14 protein-coding genes and 1 tRNA gene are annotated in these 20,177 nt (G+C 36.8%); 13 read left to right on the top strand and 2 right to left on the bottom strand.

Going from position 1 to position 20,177, the window contains the following annotated elements:
* The first annotated feature begins 44 nt into the window (after positions 1 to 44).
* The 13 genes from RT037_RS08655 to RT037_RS08595 all read left to right on the top strand — a co-directional run bounded on the left by RT037_RS08655 (position 45) and on the right by RT037_RS08595 (position 12,761).
* Positions 45 to 3,146, top strand: a complete 3,102-nt coding sequence (locus RT037_RS08655; RefSeq protein ID WP_313030054.1) for a CusA/CzcA family heavy metal efflux RND transporter — start codon at positions 45 to 47, stop codon at positions 3,144 to 3,146.
* 184 nt (positions 3,147 to 3,330) lie between these two features.
* Positions 3,331 to 4,515 (top strand): elongation factor Tu, encoded by a 1,185-nt coding sequence (gene tuf, locus RT037_RS08650; RefSeq protein WP_312323385.1) that lies wholly within the window; start codon positions 3,331 to 3,333, stop codon positions 4,513 to 4,515.
* Between the two features lie 53 nt (positions 4,516 to 4,568).
* Positions 4,569 to 4,639: transfer RNA gene (locus RT037_RS08645), tRNA-Trp, on the top strand.
* 14 nt (positions 4,640 to 4,653) lie between these two features.
* Entirely contained in the window at positions 4,654 to 4,860 is a 207-nt protein-coding gene (gene secE, locus RT037_RS08640; protein WP_079667288.1) for a preprotein translocase subunit SecE, read from the top strand.
* A gap of 11 nt (positions 4,861 to 4,871) precedes the next feature.
* Entirely contained in the window at positions 4,872 to 5,417 is a 546-nt protein-coding gene (nusG, locus tag RT037_RS08635) for a transcription termination/antitermination protein NusG (RefSeq protein ID WP_312323386.1), read from the top strand.
* 128 nt (positions 5,418 to 5,545) lie between these two features.
* Positions 5,546 to 6,664, top strand: a complete 1,119-nt coding sequence (locus tag RT037_RS08630; RefSeq protein ID WP_313030046.1) for a DUF6080 domain-containing protein — start codon at positions 5,546 to 5,548, stop codon at positions 6,662 to 6,664.
* Between the two features lie 155 nt (positions 6,665 to 6,819).
* Positions 6,820 to 7,263 carry a 50S ribosomal protein L11 gene (rplK, locus tag RT037_RS08625; RefSeq protein ID WP_313030042.1) on the top strand — a complete coding sequence of 148 codons (444 nt, stop codon included), beginning with the start codon at positions 6,820 to 6,822 and terminating at the stop codon, positions 7,261 to 7,263.
* A gap of 5 nt (positions 7,264 to 7,268) precedes the next feature.
* Complete coding sequence (rplA, locus tag RT037_RS08620) at positions 7,269 to 7,961, top strand: 50S ribosomal protein L1 (protein ID WP_312323392.1); 693 nt, start codon at positions 7,269 to 7,271, stop codon at positions 7,959 to 7,961.
* Positions 7,962 to 7,973: 12 nt separating this feature from the next.
* Complete coding sequence (rplJ, locus tag RT037_RS08615; protein ID WP_313030039.1) at positions 7,974 to 8,543, top strand: 50S ribosomal protein L10; 570 nt, start codon at positions 7,974 to 7,976, stop codon at positions 8,541 to 8,543.
* Positions 8,544 to 8,591: 48 nt separating this feature from the next.
* Positions 8,592 to 8,960 carry a 50S ribosomal protein L7/L12 gene (gene rplL, locus RT037_RS08610; protein ID WP_079667294.1) on the top strand — a complete coding sequence of 123 codons (369 nt, stop codon included), beginning with the start codon at positions 8,592 to 8,594 and terminating at the stop codon, positions 8,958 to 8,960.
* A 109-nt stretch (positions 8,961 to 9,069) separates the two neighbouring features.
* A complete protein-coding gene (locus tag RT037_RS08605; protein WP_313030034.1) occupies positions 9,070 to 9,735 on the top strand; it encodes a hypothetical protein in 666 nt (221 codons plus the stop codon).
* 78 nt (positions 9,736 to 9,813) lie between these two features.
* The gene (locus tag RT037_RS08600; RefSeq protein ID WP_313030032.1) at positions 9,814 to 12,195 is read left to right on the top strand and encodes a hypothetical protein; all 2,382 of its coding nucleotides are present in this window, start codon (positions 9,814 to 9,816) and stop codon (positions 12,193 to 12,195) included.
* A gap of 5 nt (positions 12,196 to 12,200) precedes the next feature.
* Entirely contained in the window at positions 12,201 to 12,761 is a 561-nt protein-coding gene (locus RT037_RS08595; protein ID WP_313030029.1) for a hypothetical protein, read from the top strand.
* Between the two features lie 190 nt (positions 12,762 to 12,951).
* On the opposite strand, the gene RT037_RS08590 is transcribed toward RT037_RS08595, so the two are convergent.
* Positions 12,952 to 18,612, bottom strand: coding sequence for a hypothetical protein (locus RT037_RS08590; protein ID WP_313030026.1), 5,661 nt, complete (start codon positions 18,610 to 18,612; stop codon positions 12,952 to 12,954).
* An 83-nt stretch (positions 18,613 to 18,695) separates the two neighbouring features.
* Positions 18,696 to 19,508 (bottom strand): tail fiber domain-containing protein, encoded by an 813-nt coding sequence (locus tag RT037_RS08585; RefSeq protein WP_312321758.1) that lies wholly within the window; start codon positions 19,506 to 19,508, stop codon positions 18,696 to 18,698.
* Positions 19,509 to 20,177 lie beyond the last annotated feature (669 nt).

Genomic DNA, 20,177 nt, shown 5'->3' with positions numbered 1-20,177 from the left:
GGATGCTACTAACCAACATTTCTGAAAACTTTCAAAAAATTATTATGAACAAATTCATTAAAAATATAATTTCATTTTCATTAAAAAATAAAGTCTTTACTTTTATTTGGGTGGCTATTTTGGCGGTCTCGGGTTTTATCAGTTTTAAAAATATGCCGATTGAAGCATTTCCTGATGTAACCAATACGCAGATTGTTATCATTACCCAATGGAATGGTCGAAGCGCCGAAGAAGTAGAACGTTTTGTGACCACGCCTGTTGAGCTTGCGATGAGCTCGGTTCAGAAAAAAACAAGCGTCCGAAGTACAACAATGTTTGGACTTTCTATTGTTAAAATTCTGTTTGATGACGGCGTAGATGACACCTTTGCGCGGAATCAGGTTAACAACCAACTTCGAACAGTTAGTCTTCCTAACGAAGTCGATCCTGAAGTGCAGCCGCCTTATGGACCAACTGGTGAAATTTTCAGATATACTTTAGAAAGCGAAACCAAAGATTCTCGAGAATTACTAACACTTCAGAATTGGGTGGTTGATCGTGCGCTGCGTGGCGTTCCTGGCGTTGCGGACATCAATGTTTTTGGTGGTCAAGAGAAAGTTTACGAGTTGAGTATCGATCCACGACGTTTGGATAAATATAATTTGACACCGCTACAAGTTTATGATGCTGTGACACAAAGTAACCTGAATGTCGGTGGTGACGTCATCGAAAAAAACGGGCAAGCTTATGTTGTTCGTGGGATTGGACTTGCGAAATCGATCGAAGACATTGAAAATATTAGCATTCAGAATGATAGTGGAAATCCAGTTTTGGTTAAATATATTGCAGAAGTCCACGAGTCGTCGATGCCGCGAGTAGGGCAGGCGTCACTTAACCATCATCCAGATAAAGTCGAAGGAATTGTTGTCATGAGGAAGGGTGAAAACCCACGCGAAGTTCTGGTCGGTGTCAAAGCAAAAATTAAAGAGCTTAACGAAAAGATTCTTCCAAAAGGTGTGAAGATGGTGACATTCTATGATCGCGATGACCTTATGGATTTTACGACAAAAACGGTGATGCATAACCTTATCGAAGGGATTATTTTGGTAACTGTTATTGTTTTTATTTTTATGGCGGACTGGCGAACGACCTTTATCGTGTCGATTATTATTCCGTTGTCTTTGTTGTTTGCGTTTCTGTGTCTTAATCTTGCTGGGATGAGCGCCAATCTTTTATCTTTAGGTGCGGTCGATTTCGGGATTATCATCGATGGCGCCGTCGTCATGGTAGAAGGACTTTTTGTAATGCTCGACCATCGTGCTCATAAATATGGAATGGATCGTTTTAACAAAATGGCAAAAGGCGGTTGGATTAAACAAACCGGAACTGGACTTGGAAAAGCGATTTTCTTTTCAAAATTAATTATCATCACATCTTTATTGCCGATTTTTGCATTCCAAAAAGTTGAAGGCAAAATGTTTTCGCCTTTAGCTTATACTTTGGGATTTGCGTTGGTGGGCGCACTACTTTTTACATTGACTTTAGTTCCTGTTTTATCACATTTACTTTTAAATAAAAATGTAAAAGAAAAAAATAATCTGTTTGTTAATTTTTGGGACAGAATTGTATTAGCAGGATTTTCTTTCACTTTTAAGAATAAACAGAAAAGCATCATTATCGCACTTGGTGTATTGGGAAGTGTTTTGTTTTCTGCAAAATTCCTTGGTACCGAATTTCTTCCACAACTTAATGAAGGCTCGTTATGGATAACTGCGGAGATGCCGATGAGCTCTTCGCTTAAAGAATCTCTGAAAACAGCGGATGAGCTTAAAAAAGATATCATGAGCTTTTCGGAAGTAACTGGCGTTTTGGCACAAACAGGACGTAGTAACGATGGGACCGATCCTAACGGTTTTGGATTCGTGCAGTTTGCGGTTAATCTTGCGCCACGCGATCAGTGGAAGCGCAATATAACTTACGACGAACTTATTGAAGAGATTGATGCTAAGCTTAGAAATTATCAAGGGATAACATTTAATTATTCTCAACCTATTTCCGATAACGTTGCTGAGGCGGTTGCAGGTTTTAAAGCTGAAAATGGTATTAAAATCTATGGCGATAACCTTAATACCTTAGATCGTTTGGCAGAAGATGTTTTAAAATCGATTAAAAATGTTGATGGTGTTAAAGATGCCGGAATTATTAAAAATGTTGGTCAGCCAGAAGTTGTCGTGGTGCTTGATCGTAACAAGATGGCGGCTTATGGCGTAATGGCATCGGATGCGCAAGCGGTTTTAGAAATGGCTTTCGGGGGGAAAACAGCTTCGGAAATGTTTGACGGTGAAAGGAAGTTCCCGATTAGATTACGTTACTCCGAAGAATATCGAAAGAACGAAACCGATATCGCATCGTTGATGGTTCCGACGCAAGATGGTTCCAAAATTCCTTTAAAAGAAATTTCTACTATTGAGAAGGATAACGGCGCGGCGTTTATTTATAGAGATGACATCAAACGTTATATTGGTGTTAAATTTTCTATCCGTGATCGCGACTTGGGAAGCACTATCGCTGATGCACAAAAGAAAGTTGCTGACATCAAATTGCCAGAAGGCTATTCGGTTGGTTGGACAGGGCAGTTCGAAAATCAACAACGTGCGACGCACAGGCTTGGACAAGTGGTGCCGATTAGTTTTATAATGATTTTCTTTTTATTATTTATTCTGTTTGGGAACATGAAAGATTCGTTGTTGGTTTTAGCCAATGTTCCGTTTGCTTTAATAGGCGGGATTTTGGCTCTACATCTCACCAACATGAATTTCGGAATTTCGGCTGGCGTTGGGATGATTGCCTTGCTTGGGATTTGTATCCAAAATGGTGTTATTTTAATAACAGAGTTTCATCATAACGTCAAATTGGGATTAAGTTTGGAGGATTCCATTTTCCAAGGTGTTAAAGTTAGGACGCGTCCCGTGGTGATGACCGCTATGATGGCGTCGATTGGATTATTGCCTGCTGCTTTGTCAACAGGTATTGGCTCTGAGTCACAAAAACCTCTAGCTATTGTTATTATAGGCGGTTTGATAACTGCAACAGTATTAACCTTGTTGATATTCCCGATCATATTTTGGATGTTTAACAGAGGTAAAAAAGAAATATCTTTCGAATAATTTTGAACTAATTAATAATAAGTTTTCGAAAGTGAATTTTTTTTGTAAATTTGCATCTGAAAATTAAATAGGTGTAAATGTTGGTGAATTCTTAAAAAAAATATCAAAAAATATTTTGGTATAAAAAAAATCACTATATTTGCACACCTAAAAATTGAATTTTAAATAATTAAATATTAAAGTCATGGCAAAGGAAACGTTTAATCGTAACAAACCCCACTTGAACATTGGTACTATTGGTCACGTTGACCATGGTAAAACTACTTTAACTGCTGCGATCAGTAAAGTATTAGCTGATAAAGGTCTTGCTGAGAAAAGAGATTTCTCTGCGATTGACTCTGCACCAGAAGAAAAAGAAAGAGGTATTACTATCAATACTTCACATATTGAATACGAAACTGAAAACCGTCACTACGCTCACGTAGACTGTCCAGGTCACGCCGATTATGTTAAGAACATGGTAACTGGTGCTGCTCAAATGGATGGTGCAATCTTAGTATGTGCTGCAACAGATGGTCCAATGCCTCAAACTAGAGAGCATATCCTTCTTTGTCGTCAGGTAAACGTACCTAGAATTGTTGTATTCATGAATAAAGTGGATATGGTTGATGATCCAGAATTGTTAGAACTTGTTGAAATGGAATTAAGAGATTTATTATCTACTTATGACTATTCAGAAGATTCTCCAGTAATCGCTGGTTCTGCATTAGGAGCACTTAACGGTGAGCCAAAATGGGTTGCAACTGTTGATGAGTTAATGGAAGCTGTTGATACTTGGATTGAGCAACCACAAAGAGATCAAGATAAGCCATTCTTGATGCCAATCGAAGATGTATTCTCTATTACAGGTAGAGGTACTGTAGCAACTGGTAGAATCGAGGCTGGTGTTATCAACACTGGTGATCCAGTTGATATCGTTGGTATGGGTGATGAAAAACTAACTTCTACTATTACAGGGGTTGAGATGTTCAGAAAGATCCTAGATAGAGGTGAAGCTGGTGATAACGTAGGTCTATTGTTGAGAGGTATTGAAAAAACTGACATCAAGAGAGGTATGGTAATCGCTAAGAAAGATTCAGTAACGCCACACAAAAAATTCAAAGCAGAGGTTTATATCCTTTCTAAAGAAGAAGGTGGTCGTCACACGCCATTCCATAACAAATACCGTCCTCAGTTCTACGTAAGAACAACTGACGTTACAGGTGAGATCTTCTTACCAGAAGGTGTTGAGATGGTAATGCCTGGTGATAACTTAACTATTACAGTAGAATTGTTACAACCAATCGCTCTTAACGTAGGTCTTAGATTTGCGATTAGAGAAGGTGGTAGAACAGTTGGTGCTGGTCAGGTAACTGAAATCTTAGACTAATCATCTAAATATAACTAAAGTTCCGTAAGGAAACTTGCGGAACTTTTTAATCTACGGGCATCGTCCAATGGTAGGATACCGGTCTCCAAAACCGTTGATCAGGGTTCGAGTCCTTGTGCCCGTGCTAATAAGAATTTTATGAGTTCGCTAATTGATTTTTTGAAAGGTTCTTACACAGAGTTTAAAGATAAGGTGGAGTGGCCGAAGTGGCCAGATTTGCAATCTTCAACTATCGTTGTTGCAATATCTACTGTTATTCTAGCTATGTTTACATTCGGTGTAGATACTTTGTTTAGTACGACAATTAAGAATTTTGTATCTTCTTTAATTAATATATTTAACTAAGGTTTTCTGCGATGGGTGAGTTGAAATGGTATGTGCTGAAAGCAATCAGCGGGCAGGAAAATAAAGTTAAGAACTATATTGAGAACGAAATGAGAAGACTTAACATGGAGTCTTATGTTACTCAGGTCGTTATTCCAATGGAGAAAGTTATCTTAATTAGAAATGGTAAAAAGGTTCCTAAAGAAAGACCTTATTATCCAGGTTATCTAATGGTAGAAGCGGATTTAGTAGGTGAGGTGCCTCACATCATCAAAAACATTCCGGGGGTTATTTCTTTCCTAAGTTTAACTAAAGGTGGAGATCCTGTACCGATGAGAAAATCTGAGGTTAACAGAATGTTAGGTAAGATAGATGAGTTGTCAGAATTTGCAACAGATGTTGAAATCCCTTACGTAGTTGGAGAGAATGTGAAAGTTATTGATGGTCCTTTCAACGGATTTAACGGTACTATCGAAAAAATTCTTGAAGAGAAGAAAAAACTTGAAGTGTCGGTTATGATATTTGGTCGTAAGACACCTATGGAGCTGAGCTTCGTACAAGTAGAAAAAGTAGGATAAAAAAATTATACTATATTTGAAACCACTCGATCGAGTGGTTTTTTTTTATGCTCAATTCTCAAATTAATTCTGATAAAAACTTTCATAAGTACAGTGTTCTGATTGTATTTATTTCCTTTGTTTTTTATATGTCAGTTGGTTTGTGTTTTGGATTAAGTGCCAAGCTGGTCTACCACCCTAATTATATATGTGATCTGTATTTCGGATTTGATAATGCTTTGCATGAAGCAAGTTTTGTTCGACATCCTTTACTTAAACTTATTTCAAAAAGTCTTAATCTTTTGCTGATTGGTTCTAGTGTTAAAACAAGTTCTGTTGTGCTAGTTACGATTTGTTCCAGTTTATTAAGTCTTCAGAATTTGTTCATTTTTAAAATTTTAAATAAAATTGTTGGTTTAACAACTACAAGTTCACTTTGGTTAAGCTTGTTTTTCATGACTTTTGCTGGGAATTTGCTGCTAAGTTTCACTTTCGATTCTTATGTGTTTACGAGTTGTGTATTGCCAATTTTCTTTTATTACTTTTTTAAAGGAGAAAAGGAAAACAAAGAATTGTCGACGCCATTATTTATTTTGTCAACCGTTATTGTTGCTGGTATTACGGTTTCCAATTTTTTTAAAATACTATTAGTTTCTTTTTTGTCTAAGTTTAAAAAAGATTATTTATCAAAACTATTTCTAATTGGTTGCTCGTTTTTAGGTATTTTTATTGTGTTTTATGACAAGATTCAAGCTTCTTTAAGTTTTATGAAGTCACATTTATACGGACCAAGTTTTGATTTCAGTTATTACTTTCAATTCTTTTTGGGAAGTGTTTTTGTAATACCAAGAGTTGTAACAACTAGAATCTTGTATATCGATGGATGTAGTATTGATGCAGTCATTGGTGGTTCTTATTCGGCGATATTTCCAAATGTTTTATACTATAGTTTGTTTTTATTTTTAGTTTTTATTGTTTTAAAAAATAGAAGTAATATATGGATGCGCTTTTTAATTGTAAGTTTCTTGGTTGATATTGTTATCCATGTTGTTTTCGGTCTGGGCATTCACGAAGCTTATATATTTACTGGTAATTATGCTTTTATTTTTCCAATTATTTTCGGAATAGAATTTAAAAATATTAGTTCTCATAAATTCAGAAAACTATACGTTGGTATTTTGATGTTTTTCTTTGTTGGTTTTGCTATTTTGAATAGTCAATCACTTTACGAATTGTATCATTTTGCTTTGTATTTCTACAAAAATTAAAAACTTATTGATTTTTAACGATTTGGTGTTTGTAGATTAAAAAATATTTTATAATTTTGCAATCCGAAATACCATCTTGTTAGGTGAGACAACAATATGGTATGAATAAATAATGCTTCCAAATTCATTAATTATTCACACAAAAACAAATCAAAATGGCTAAGAAAGTCTTTAAAATGGTTAAGCTTCAGGTGAAAGGAGGTGCAGCAAACCCTTCGCCACCAGTAGGTCCAGCATTGGGTTCTGCAGGTGTTAACATCATGGAGTTTTGTAAACAATTTAACGGAAGAACTCAAGACAAGCCAGGACAAGTTTTACCAGTAGTTATTACGGTTTACGAAGATAAATCTTTCGAATTCGTAATCAAGACTCCTCCAGCAGCTATTCAGTTGATGGAGGCATCTAAGGTAAAGAAAGGTTCTGGAGAACCAAACAGAAACAAAGTAGGATCTGTATCTTGGGATCAAGTTAAAAAAATCGCTGAAGATAAAATGGCAGACCTTAACTGCTTTACAATCGATTCAGCTTTAAGTATGGTTGCAGGTACTGCAAGATCTATGGGATTAAGAGTAACAGGAACTAAACCAACAAACGCGTAAGAATTATGGCAACATTAACAAAAAAGCAAAAGGAAGCTTTAGCAAAAGTAGAAAAGAACAAAGTTTATTCTTTAGAAGAAGGTTCTGCTTTAGTGAAAGAAGTAAACACTGCAAAGTTTGATGCTTCTGTAGATATCGCTGTAAGATTAGGCGTTGATCCAAGAAAAGCTAACCAAATGGTAAGAGGTGTTGTATCTCTTCCTCATGGTACTGGTAAGGATGTTAAAGTTCTTGCTTTAGTAACTCCAGATAAAGAAGCTGAAGCTAAAGAAGCTGGTGCTGATTATGTAGGTCTTGATGAGTACTTACAAAAAATAAAAGATGGTTGGACAGATGTTGACGTTATCGTTACTATGCCAGCAGTTATGGGTAAACTAGGTCCTTTAGGACGTGTGTTAGGTCCAAGAGGTCTAATGCCTAACCCAAAATCTGGTACTGTTACAATGGAAGTAGGTAAAGCAGTTTCTGAAGTGAAATCTGGTAAAATCGACTTCAAAGTTGATAAATATGGTATTATCCATGCTGCTATCGGTAAAGTATCTTTCGATGCTGATAAAATCAAGGAAAATGCTCAGGAATTGATCCAAACTCTAATGAAGTTAAAGCCAACCGCGGCTAAAGGTACTTACGTTAAGTCTATCTACCTTTCTTCTACTATGAGTCCAGGTATTGCCATTGACACGAAATCTGTAAACTAAAATCGAGAAGAAATGACAAAAGAAGAAAAAGTATTAGTAATACAAGATATAAAAGATCTACTACAAGATGCTAAAGTTGTTTATGTAGCTGATCTTGAAGGATTGAATGCTGGTCAGACTTCAGATTTTAGAAGACAAGCTTTCAAGCAAAATATCAAAGTAAAAGTTGTTAAAAATACACTTTTACAAAAAGCTATGGAGCAAGTTGAAGGTGTTGATTATTCTGAAATGTTCCCAACTTTCAAAGGGAATTCAGTAGTAATGATCGCTGAAACCGCTAACGCTCCTGCAAAATTAATCCAAGGATTCAGAAAGAAAGCTGAAAAACCAGCACTTAAGTCTGCATTCTTACAAGAGACTATCTACGTTGGTGATAACAACCTAGACACTCTTGCTAACATCAAGTCTAAGGAGGAGATGATCGGAGAAATCATTGGATTACTTCAATCACCAATCCAAAGATTGGTTTCTGCATTACAAAACAAAGCAGAAGGTGCTACAGAAGTAGAAGCGCCAGCTGTAGAAGAAGTAAACGCAGAAGAAGCTCCAGCTACAGAAACTCCTGAAGCTAGCGCAGAATAATTAAACTCAAAACAATCAAATAAGTTCAACAAACAAAACATTAATACAATGTCAGATTTAAAAAATTTAGCGGAAACGCTTGTAAACCTAACTGTAAAAGACGTTAACGAATTAGCTACAATCCTTAAAGATGAGTACGGAATTGAGCCTGCTGCTGCTGCTGTAGTTGTAGCTGCTGGTGGTGCTGGTGATGCTGCTGAGGAAAAAACTGAATTCGACGTAATCCTTAAGTCAGCTGGTGCTTCTAAATTAGCTGTTGTTAAATTAGTAAAAGATTTAACTGGTGCTGGTCTTAAAGAAGCTAAAGATATCGTAGACGGAGCTCCTTCTCCAATCAAAGAAGGTGTATCTAAAGACGAAGCTGAAGCTCTTAAGAAACAACTTGAAGAAGCTGGTGCTGAAGTAGAATTGAAGTAATCATTACTCAATAATATAATAGAAGCGACAGGTTTACACCTAGTCGCTTTTTTTATGTTAAGTTTTGTTATTGTTGATACTAAGCCATTATTTTTATTACTTTTGCAAAATGAAAAAAAGTTTATTGCCTACCTCGGTGCAAGCAAGAGATTATGCCAATTTAAATTTTAAATTGTGGCAGTTTTCTCTTTTATTCTTCTTTTTTTCATTAGGCTCTTTTTCTGTTTCGGCTCAAGAAATAAGCCATAATGAGTCTGCTCCTCCAGGAATTGTAGTGGTTGGAGACGCGGTCATCTATTCCAAAGATGAATCCTTCAACCAGCAGATATCTAAAAGCAAAAGCATACAGCAATACTCAAAAGTCGTTAAGCTTAACGACGATGAGATCAAACTTATTGCTAAAAATTCTACAACCGAATCTCCTGCAAAGCAAAGCGCGGAAGAACTTCATCCGAAAAAGAAACTGTTGGTTTCTAAAGAAGAAAAAATGGCGAAATCACTAGCTGATTTGCCAAAAAAAGAAATCACTTTGAAGATTTCTAATGGTCTTGATGGTAGTCGCTTCTTAACAGGAAAGAGATCTGGAGATATTTCTTTTATTTCACCAAATAACGATTATCAATATTTTAAATGCATTGTTCTTTCTAATGAGCAGTCCAAAACCGTTTCATTAGATTTTCTTTATTCGGCGGATTATTTTTATACTCATAGTAATTACAACTTAAAAACCAATCCAGTTGGCTATTCTGTCAGGCCACCGCCGGATTTAATTTAATCATAAGTTTTTTACTAGACATTTTCTTTGCGAATAATTTTCCAAGGCAAATTATATATTTATTAATAATAATCTTTTATGAAAAAATTAAATCTACTTTATATATCAGTATTTCTACTTATGACTAGTGGAATGCTATTTTCTCAAGCCGCCGCAGACAGACTTTATTTATCAACTGCGTCAACTGGTAGAGTTTATGATATAACAGGTGGAGCTTCGCCAATACTTCTAACAATACCTAATTCAAGTGGAACACCTTCAAATATAAGCAACTTAGCTGTTGGTTATGATCAGCCTGGCGGGAATCCATCAACACTTGTTTTCATTAATTCTAATATTGCAGCAGGTTCTACATTGTATAAAAATGGAACTGCTATATCTGGAACTACTATTCCTGGTGTAGAAATTGGAGGGATAGCAACCAATAACGTTCCAGGTCCTTATTTTGGAAATGTTTATGGTTTCCGATCTGGTACCAAGACTCTTTACCCAATTTATCCATCCGGATCTGCTATACCTATTACCAGTACAGATACTGATTGGAATAATGGAACTACGTTTGGAACCGATACATTCTTTGATTATCAGAATAATATATACATGTTTGTGAATAATGGCACAGCAAGATATCTTTTCAAAATTTCTATTGCTACGGGGGTTGCGACAAAAGCTATTTCTACAGCTATTACTGGACAGGCGGATCAGACTAATTTACCTACATCAAGAGGGATTCAGGGGATGGCCTATCTACAAGGGTATGTATATATTGCAAGTGTTAATACAACCAATAATAATATTGAAATCCGTAGAATTAATATCTATGATGGTACTTCAATATTATCAGCTACTTATACTAGTTCTTCTTATTCCAATCTCGATTTAGCGTCAGTTCCTTATTATGTCCCTTTTACATTAACATGTAGTGGTATTACACAAAGCCCTACAACACCATTTGTTGAAGGTGTTGCAAGCAATGGCGAAAGATCTCTTAATATTCCAATTACTAATGTTTATGGACCTGGAACATATACTATAAATATTTCTGGAGCTAATTTTAACAGCTCATATACTACTACTGTAACCTCTACAACCACTTCTATTTCTGTTCCTCTTGTATATGATGGAGGAGGGAGTTCGGGAACACGAACAATAAGCGTTAACCTGAACGGAAGCACAACTGCTTGTAGTGTAAATGTTGTTGTAGAAAAAGATACTGATAAAGATACTATTCCGGATTATCAAGATTTAGATTCTGATAATGATGGTATATTAGATATTTTTGAATGTGGAGATGCAGTAGGAACTGTTAATTATAATACTTCAAACGGAACTACGGTTAACTTCTCTGCGCCTGCTGCAGATTTAGGATTTATCTTTGATGTTTACACATTAGATAATTCATTTACACTGAATATAAATGGTACAAATTTAACAACAAGTGAATTGCAGTTTCAGCCGGATCAAACGGATAACGTAAGGTTTTTTAATGGAGATCGATATGGTATTGGAAGCATACCCCATATTTATAACATGACAGGAAATGCTACTAATCCACTTGTTAGAATTATTATTCATAAAAATGGATCGGTTAATATGTATGGTAGTAAAGTTAGTGGAGGTCAGTTGTTTCCTCTTCAGCTTTATAATGGAAATACATTTAATAATATCACTTGGAATAGGACAGGATCTAACACGGTTATTCTAAGTCAGATCGTTCAAGGACCTACCTATATTACTGGAAGAGCAAATGGAGTCAAAAATGGTTTCTGTGATCCAGATAATGACGGTATTTCCAATCAGTTTGACGTAGATTCAGACAATGATGGTTGTGCAGATGCTTTGGAGGGGTCAGAATTTGTAAGAAGAACTCACATCCATTCATTATCTCTACCTATAACAGATGCGAATTATCCATACCGTGGTCAAATAAAAGTGACTTATAATGGCACAACAACGGGTACTCCGGCTCAGATCATTAGTACATCTACGGGAGCTAACGGAGTTCCTCAATTGGTGAATGTTGCAGGAAGTAACTTGAATACAACTACAAACCCATCCAACTTAGCAGGTATTTCTGACAATACAGATGGTACGGCTGATATTGGTCAAAATTTTGGAAGTTCTCAAAATAGTTTTGTAAGAGATCCAGATTGTGATCGTTGTTTCCGCCCTGCTACGACTACAGGAACAACATTGCCTACTAAACACGGTATTACTGCACTTGCTAGAGCTGGAGGTAATACTGGTGAATGGCCAGTTAGAATGAACGGAGCATATACAGTATTAGACGCGAAAACAAAAGGTTTCGTGATCAACAGAGTTCCGACTTCTGCATTGTCCTCTATTATTGGAGTAACAGGAATGATGGTATATGACACAACTGTCAATTGTCTTAAGATTTATGACGGGACATCTTGGAACTGTTATACTAAACAAACTTGTAATGATTCAAATCCATAATTAAGATGAAAACATATATAACATCACTAATAATTTTAGTTTCTAACCTTAGTTTTGCTCAAGTTACTATTGGTAAAGCGAGTCCATATACAGCGGCTAACGCAACAGTGTCCTTAGAATTTGGAAATGCAGCTGGAGGCGCGAGAGGAGTTGTATTGCCTTGGGTGACTTCTGCAGCAGGTGTAACTTCTGCAGTTCCAGGAACTATAATTTTTGATAGTACTGATCAGAAAGTTAAATTTGGAACTGCAGCTACAGCTAATGCAACTGCTGTGACTAGTTGGGGAGATTTGTCGGCAGGTGCCTATGCACCAACAACAGCCAACGTTCCAGATACTAATACTGAAAATTCAACAGCGAAAACCTTGATTGGTGGAACGCCGGCTACAGATACAACTTCTGGGATTTTGGTCTTAGGGGATACAAATAAAGCGATGATCTTACCGAGAGTGAATTCACACACAGATATCGTCAATCCAACAGCTGGAATGATGGTCTATGTAACCGGAACACAGCAATTGGCTTTGTACAACGGTAGAGAATGGACTTTCTGGACTAAGCCTTAAGATTTTAAATCTAAATATTTCTAAACCACTTCTTTGTGAAGTGGTTTTTTTCTTTCCAAAAAAAACCGCCATTAAACTTGAAAAAAGTAAATGACGGTCAAGTATTTTTAGACTTTGCCTAAACCGAACTCAGGTTATTTTACGAATGGTATTGCTTATTCAATAATCATTATAAATTTTGAGCCATTATTTAATCATTATCAATCCGTATCCATTTTCCGTTTTCTACGCCTTCATAAAAATGATCGTTATGGTAGAGTATCGCACCTACTGCATGAGGTTTTGAGGCTGGAAGTCCTGTTAAAGTCTCAGGTGAAGCATTGCTGTTTCTAAGCAGGAAAATATCTGTACCTTCTTTAACAATAATGCCAGTTTCTGGGATGAAGCGTGCTATATTGAGATCCAAAGAAGGAATTGTAATGCTAATCGGGGATGCCTCTGCGAGTCTTTTTGCTCCCTTACTTGCTGTACATCCCATCAATTCGGTGCCATACATCTGAACAACTCCGGGTGTTGGGCAATCAGGATTAATTTGAACAACAATATCTTTATTACTAATAACAACTGGACAAGCCATTCCATTAGCAAAACGAATCCCTTTCAGATGATACACAAAAGTGCCCGCGACATTTCTCGGATGATTAATTGTTGCAACCCCATTTGTATTGGAAGTGATTTCCATATCGGGACCGTTGTTAATACTGTATGTAAAGATATAGGTCTGGCTGGTCTGGCTTCCTTTGAAAATAACGGGAACATTTCCCATAGGCAACTGGGATACACTAGTAGTAGACACAGTAGTATTATCTACAGGTAAAGCAACAGAAGAAACCGTAAAGTTTTCTGTAATGTTACATCCGTCTTGGCTGTAAGTTACATTTACCTTGTAGCTTCCCGGTTGGGTAAAGGTAACAATAGGCTGAGTACTGATCACCACATCAGGTGTTCCCATCTTTGTCCACGTATAAGTTGCATTAGGGTCTGTACCAAATAAAGCTGATCCATCATAGGTTTTGGGGAAATCAGAAGCACAAAGTGTTTTACTCCCAAATCCCGCAGCCTGTACATTGGTGGGTACAATAGTAAGGTTGTTGGTGTTACCCAAATCCTGACTGTTTCCATAGGCATTTACAGTTCTTGAAAAATTCATATCCTGAATAGAAGCGTAAAACAATGTATAGCTTGCTGCCATATTCAAATTGATAAGACTTTGCCCGGAATCTGCTGTCCTACTTATATTGATCCTGTTGCATGGTGTTCCTGTCATAAACAGGTTTTCGGAAATGTTTTGTCCCGAAGCTATTTTATAATTTCCGGGAGAGAAGTACAGAGTCTTATAATTCCCAGCAGAAGCCAGCGTACTGGTTGCCGAAGGCGTCAGGATTCCCAGGAAAGTTACCTTGTTGAAGTTGTGTATTGTTGTTCCCGCATTAAATATTCCGTTTTTGTTGATGGTAATATCGCCAAAGCTATTCTGGTTCGGAACATTGATGACAAAGTTACCGGTTGCTATCTTAGCATTCGCGGCATTTATCGTTACAGGATAATTGTTACCTGATGAAATAACAATACCGCTACCTGATGAAGCATCAGTAATTACGGATTGTCCGAAATCCAATACCTGATTAATGTTCTGTGTGTAATGGAACTGCAACCCATAATTATTAATATCCATTGCATAGGCATTGGTTTTGAAACCTTTTACATTCGTTCCGTATATTGAACCTTTATAAGGGCTCTGAAGCTCAAAATAATCCTGAGACGCGTTTATGCTAATCCTCATTCCCATTACTCCTTTAGTGTCAATATACCTGGTTTGTCCAGGTGTGGTACTTTGCGGCATAGTAACGTCAATAGAAGAGCCAAGTGTTGTATTGTTTTGTAATACAAGGTTTCCATAAACTAGAAGATTTCTCTCAATAGAATATGTAGCTCCATTTATTAATGGAGAATTAGGATCACTGTTAAAAGTGACATTATTGGCAAGGGAACTTTGATTACCGCCAACGATTACGGTTTTGTGTGTCGTCGTGAAACCTGAATTAGCATCAAAAAACACATTGTCTTTTGCGCTGGGGAAACCGCAACTCCCGACAGGAGTTCCGCCGGAGGTTAGCGACCAATGATTTCCGTCATTCCAGTTACCTTGCCCTCCTACCCAATACAAATCCTTGGAAGGAGATGCAACAAAATTAATCCCAGAGTTTCCGCCCACATTCGTACTTTCGGTCGCGGTGTAGCTTTGTCCGTCGGAAGATGATATATAGTTTAACCTTACTCGGTAGATGATAAAATCTGTAGTATTGTATGCAGGGATAATGATTTGCCTTAGCGCATTTTTATATCCCCGTATCAGCAGCTGATCCGCATCCGTACATCCTCCCTGCAACAACATAGACTGGTTTACCTTGATATTATTTGCCAGCTCAATGATATTTGATCTCTCAATGTTCAGTTGATTTACTTCCTTCAGACTGGCAAATCTTACAGTCGCGTATGTAGTAGTTATAGGGGTGCTACTATTACTATTTGTTAAAATATTCAGAAGATTTACTTTGGTATTTGGTAAATCAATAGTGGTCAAAAACTGGTCAGTATAATTGCTATAATAACCGCGTATATCGATCCTCTCAAAATAATGAGCAAGAGAATTGGTTTTAATAGAACCACCTTTCAAAATACTATTAAGCGAATTAACTGGGGTTTGCGGACTAATATTAATCGTGCTTGCAGAAATATCTGATCCGTCTAATAGGATTTCTGTTCCGGTTGTGGAGAGTTGATTCAGCCTCAACACCGTACCGCTAAGATCCAGCCTAGCAATATACTGTTGATTAATTGAGCCAGATGACATATCTACAGCTTCTGTCCCGTGATGCACTTTCCAGTTGGCATTATCCGTAAAAATTAAATTTGCACCTGCTCCGTTCGGGTACACCGATTTGTTGATGCCTGCCGGCTTATTTCTGTTAATCAGGGTAAACCCAGGGTTGTTGTTGTATACGGCTCCATATCCGGGATATAGTGTAAGATCACCGTTTATATAAGTCTGATAACTATTATTATTTGTAATATTAAAAATTGCAGTTGCTGGAAGCCCACTAAATGTCATATTATTAACATAAACGGGATTTTGTGTTTCAACATTCGTTGTACCAACCGTAGCAATTCCAGAATATTCATCAAAAAATACATTATCGTATAGCGAAGGAATCCCACAAGTGCTGGTAGCTCTTGCCGGGGAAGAATCCAGAGACCAGTGATTGATATCATTCCAATTGCCAGAGCCACCTTTCCAATAAAAGTTTTTGGGAGCAGGTAATGTGAAATTTACACCGCTATTGCCTGTATTATTTATAGAATTGTTGGCATTAATAGGATTGGAACCAGCAACCGGTGTCACATAGGACGCACGGATATAAGAAACTGATAAACGATTAAGCTCTACAAAACCATTACCGTTAATAGTATTTCCTAAAATAAGATTACTGTTTCCTGCTCCTGTAAAGGATTTTACGATATCGCAATCCAAACGCTTATACAAAAAGGTGTCGGTAACAGTCAAATTAGTAAGTAGATTAATAACCAAATCAACTGCTGTATTAACATTAAAATTCTTTACGAAATCAGTTCCTGTAAAAGATATTTTATTTCCAGCGTTGACATTCAATATATTAGTTGTTGCATCGGTAATGCTAATATCTGTCCCAGAATTTATCTGGAACAAATTGGATTTTACCGCTGAAAAAGTACCTGTTGCTGTACCCTCCATATAGAGATTGCCAAAGAAATGATTAGCATGAGTATAGGTGTCTTTTTTACCATTGTACTCTTTTGCAATATATAGTGTAGAAGCTGGTGCATTTACAGGCTGCTGGGTGTACATCCAAAGCGTAGGGGTACGGATGAGCGTATGATCTATGAATACAGATTTACCTCCAAGATAAACAGAGTTTGCATTAATCTTTGTACTATTGGCATATAGATTGGCAGGTTGCCAAATACCATTGTTCATTACATTGAAGCTAAAACCTTCCACTACCTCTACATCATAAGGTGCTGCCCAGCTTGCCGGTTGCAAGTGAAAATTGTCATTTGCCAACTCACTTACATATAAGGTCTTAATTTTCTGCCCTTCAAAGCTCAGATAACGGTCTATCGGCGGATCTGCAGGACTAATTTTAAAAAAGCTAAACGTTGCGTTGGAAGCTGTCATATCTTTTTGTAAATAAAGACTCCCGTAAATATTGACATAAGAAAACCCAGGATTAAATACAGGGTTTCCGGGAGTATTGTTCCAGGTCATATTACGAACCTCCAATGAGGTAGAACTTCCTGTCAGGGTATTATTACCTGCTGTAAAGCCAGATTTCTCATCAAAGATGACATCATCAAATCTTGTTGGCAGACAATTCGCAGACGTTCCTCCAGAAATGAAAGACCACTTGGCATAATCATCCCAATTGCCACCACCTCCAATACGGTAAAAAGTCCGGGATGCTGCGCCGACAAAGCTGATATTCCCCGTATTGCCGCCATTATCTATTGCCGCCGTTACAGAAGCTCCTCCAGTAAGTTTTACGTTCTGAAACATATATCTCGGAAAATCGATAACTGCACCGCCATTAGCCGTTGCTGGGATGACGACATTGCCCCCTGTAAGTCTAGGAATTGTACCAGCGCAGGAAGCATTAGCAATAAGGTTTTGATTTACTTTGAATTCGTCACCAGATGCAGACGAAATAAAGTAATTCCCGCCATTCAATATAAGATTGTCGATATTATATTTCCCCGTAGAAAAAGCACTATTTCCACTACCTAATGTAAGATTGGAAATGTCATTTCGTAATGCATAAAAATATCGGTTACCATCTCCTCCCATTGTCAGAGTCCCCACTTTCAGCGTCGCTATATTATTGGTAGGTGTACTGCTTCCAATATAAGTCCAAGAAGAATTGCTAGTTGGTATGTTTAGGTTTCCGATCTCATATCCTCCCGTACCTGTGGAAGTTTCTAATGCGGCATTCGATACTCCCGTAATATTTTCTGTTTTCAGGTAAGTACCTACCGTAATTTTCTTTGTGAACGATATATTTTTTACATTCTGTGTTGTTGGAAAGCTTAAGGAATATGCTGTGATGGAAGCTTGCGTAAGATTGACATTTGCATTAAAGGTCGAAGTTGCGGCTGTACTATAACTAAGTGATTTCAATTGCGACGTTCCAAAATCGGATACCGCAGAAGAGGTATAGGTAATTTCGCGATCTACAGTTATATTTTTGTTGTTAGAGTCTAGGGATGCACTTTCTCCTACATTAAAAGAGAAATAGCCGTTGCTGTTAAAATCATTGATTAACTTAAAACTACCATTTCCCAAAAAGTTAACGGAGGAGAGATAAGTCGTAGAAATCCAACTCAGATCTATAAGTTTTCCTGTAATATCTATAAGGTTAGGCAATGTATTCCCGCTATCGGAATAGAGGTTAAATGTTATATTATAGTATGCAGCTATATTTCCTCGCCATTTTAAGTTTCCATAAATGTTTAATATGCTTCCTGGTGAAAAACGGATACTACTGGAAAAGTTATCATCTACAATGAAGTTTTTACAGGTGGCAGAAGGTGAGACGTTTAAAGTAACTCCCGAAGCTGTAAAACCGCTGTTGTTGTTAAAAAAAACATTGTCATATTTGGAAGGAATAATAGTCGCTTGTGGTCCCGATGACGAGCCGATCCGCCAATGGTTGAGGTCACTCCAGGATCCTGCACCGCCAACCCAATAGTAATCACTTTGTGCAAGGATCTGTTGACAGAGAGCCAGAAAGAAAATGAGATATAGTTTTAGTTTCATTTGATCAGAATTACATTAAATAAAGAATTGAAGAATAGTTAATCTTCAACTGAATAAATAGATTGTACAGAATTAATTTTGGATTATTTTCCTTTATTCAGGAGTTCTATTTCTTTTTGTAATTCTTTGATTTTGATATTCTGATCCTGAGCATTTTTCAGTAAAATAGGAATCAGTTCGTTATAGTTTACCGATTTATAGGTTTCCGAATCGCTGTTTACGATATTGGGAAGTACTTTTTCTACTTCCTGAGCGATAAGCCCGTATTGAAGCTGGGCATTTCCACCTTTCTTTTTTCCGTTCTCGTTCCAGAAATAAGAAACAGGATTTAGTTTTAATATTATTTCATCTGCATTTGTAATCGGAGTGATGTTTTGTTTTAATCTTGCATCCGAATTATAGTCCACTGCGCTGGCTTTCACCGTTCCTGCAACATCCAGCTTTGCTGATGGATTCGCAACGCCAATCCCAACACTTCCAACACCGGAGAAGACAAGGTTTTTGCCATTCAGTTCTACATTTCTGGCTGCTTGTGCGGTGGTAATTGTACCATCGGCGGTATAAATATTAGATGTAAGTCCACCAATAGTTTCCCAAATGCTGCCGTTCCAATAATAATATCCGGCTTGTGTAATTTTATCAACTTTAGCATTAGAAACCGCAGGGGCAGAAGTAGCATAAATCATTAAAGATTCGGTTCCTGATTGCAGATTATCGGTCATGGTTTTTATTTGATCTCCCGTTAATCTCGGGATAATGAGTCCTTCGGCTTGGGTATCACCATTGGTCTTGGCGACCACTTCCAGAGTGGACTTTGGTGTTGTGGTGTTGATGCCGACTTGCGCAAATATATACGTGCAGGTGATGCTTGCTACAATTGAGTAGAATTTTTTCATGAAGGTAGTTGATTGGTTTGATTTATAGATCAGATATTTTTTTTAAATTCAGTAGGTTAGTTTTCAAAAAAAATCTTGCTTCGTGACAATTTCGCAAGCCTTAAATAAGATAAATTTTTTAAGAGAAATAAACATTTTGTTATTTGTTGCAAAGATAAAAAAAAAGTAAATTTTCTAGTAATAAAACAATGCTTCGCATAATTTTATTAAAAATAATATTTATCAGGTATTATTGATTCACAGTTTCTGTTTCGTATGAGTTTTATTTTATTACAGTATTTTGCAGGTGTAAAGAGTTGTTCTTTAATTATTTAATTTACAATAAAAAGCCTTGTTTTTGTTAATTCGTTAATGGCTTTAGGGTTTTAACGGGTTGCGTTTTTGTTAAACAGATGCTTTTACATAAATTAGGTTTGGAATTATCGCTTTTAAATGTTGATCAGGAAAAAAGTATTTATTAATATTTTCTTGCAATTCAGCATGTAAAGTTGTATCTTTGCACCTCATTTTGGGCTTAAAAAATAAATTTATCTAGTGACAATTTTTGTAAAACTCTTGTGTCTTCGGCTACAAGGGATTTTGTTGTTTTTGTAAGTTTTTATTTGTTTCCCAAAATTTTAATTAGAAAAGAATATTTTGCATTACGTTGTGAAAAGATATACCAGCGTT

The sequence above is a fragment of the Soonwooa sp. genome, assembly GCF_032062245.1.
GTDB lineage: Bacteria > Bacteroidota > Bacteroidia > Flavobacteriales > Weeksellaceae > Soonwooa.
Note: the sequence above shows the minus strand (reverse complement) of the source record. Positions and strands in the feature narration are given on the sequence as shown.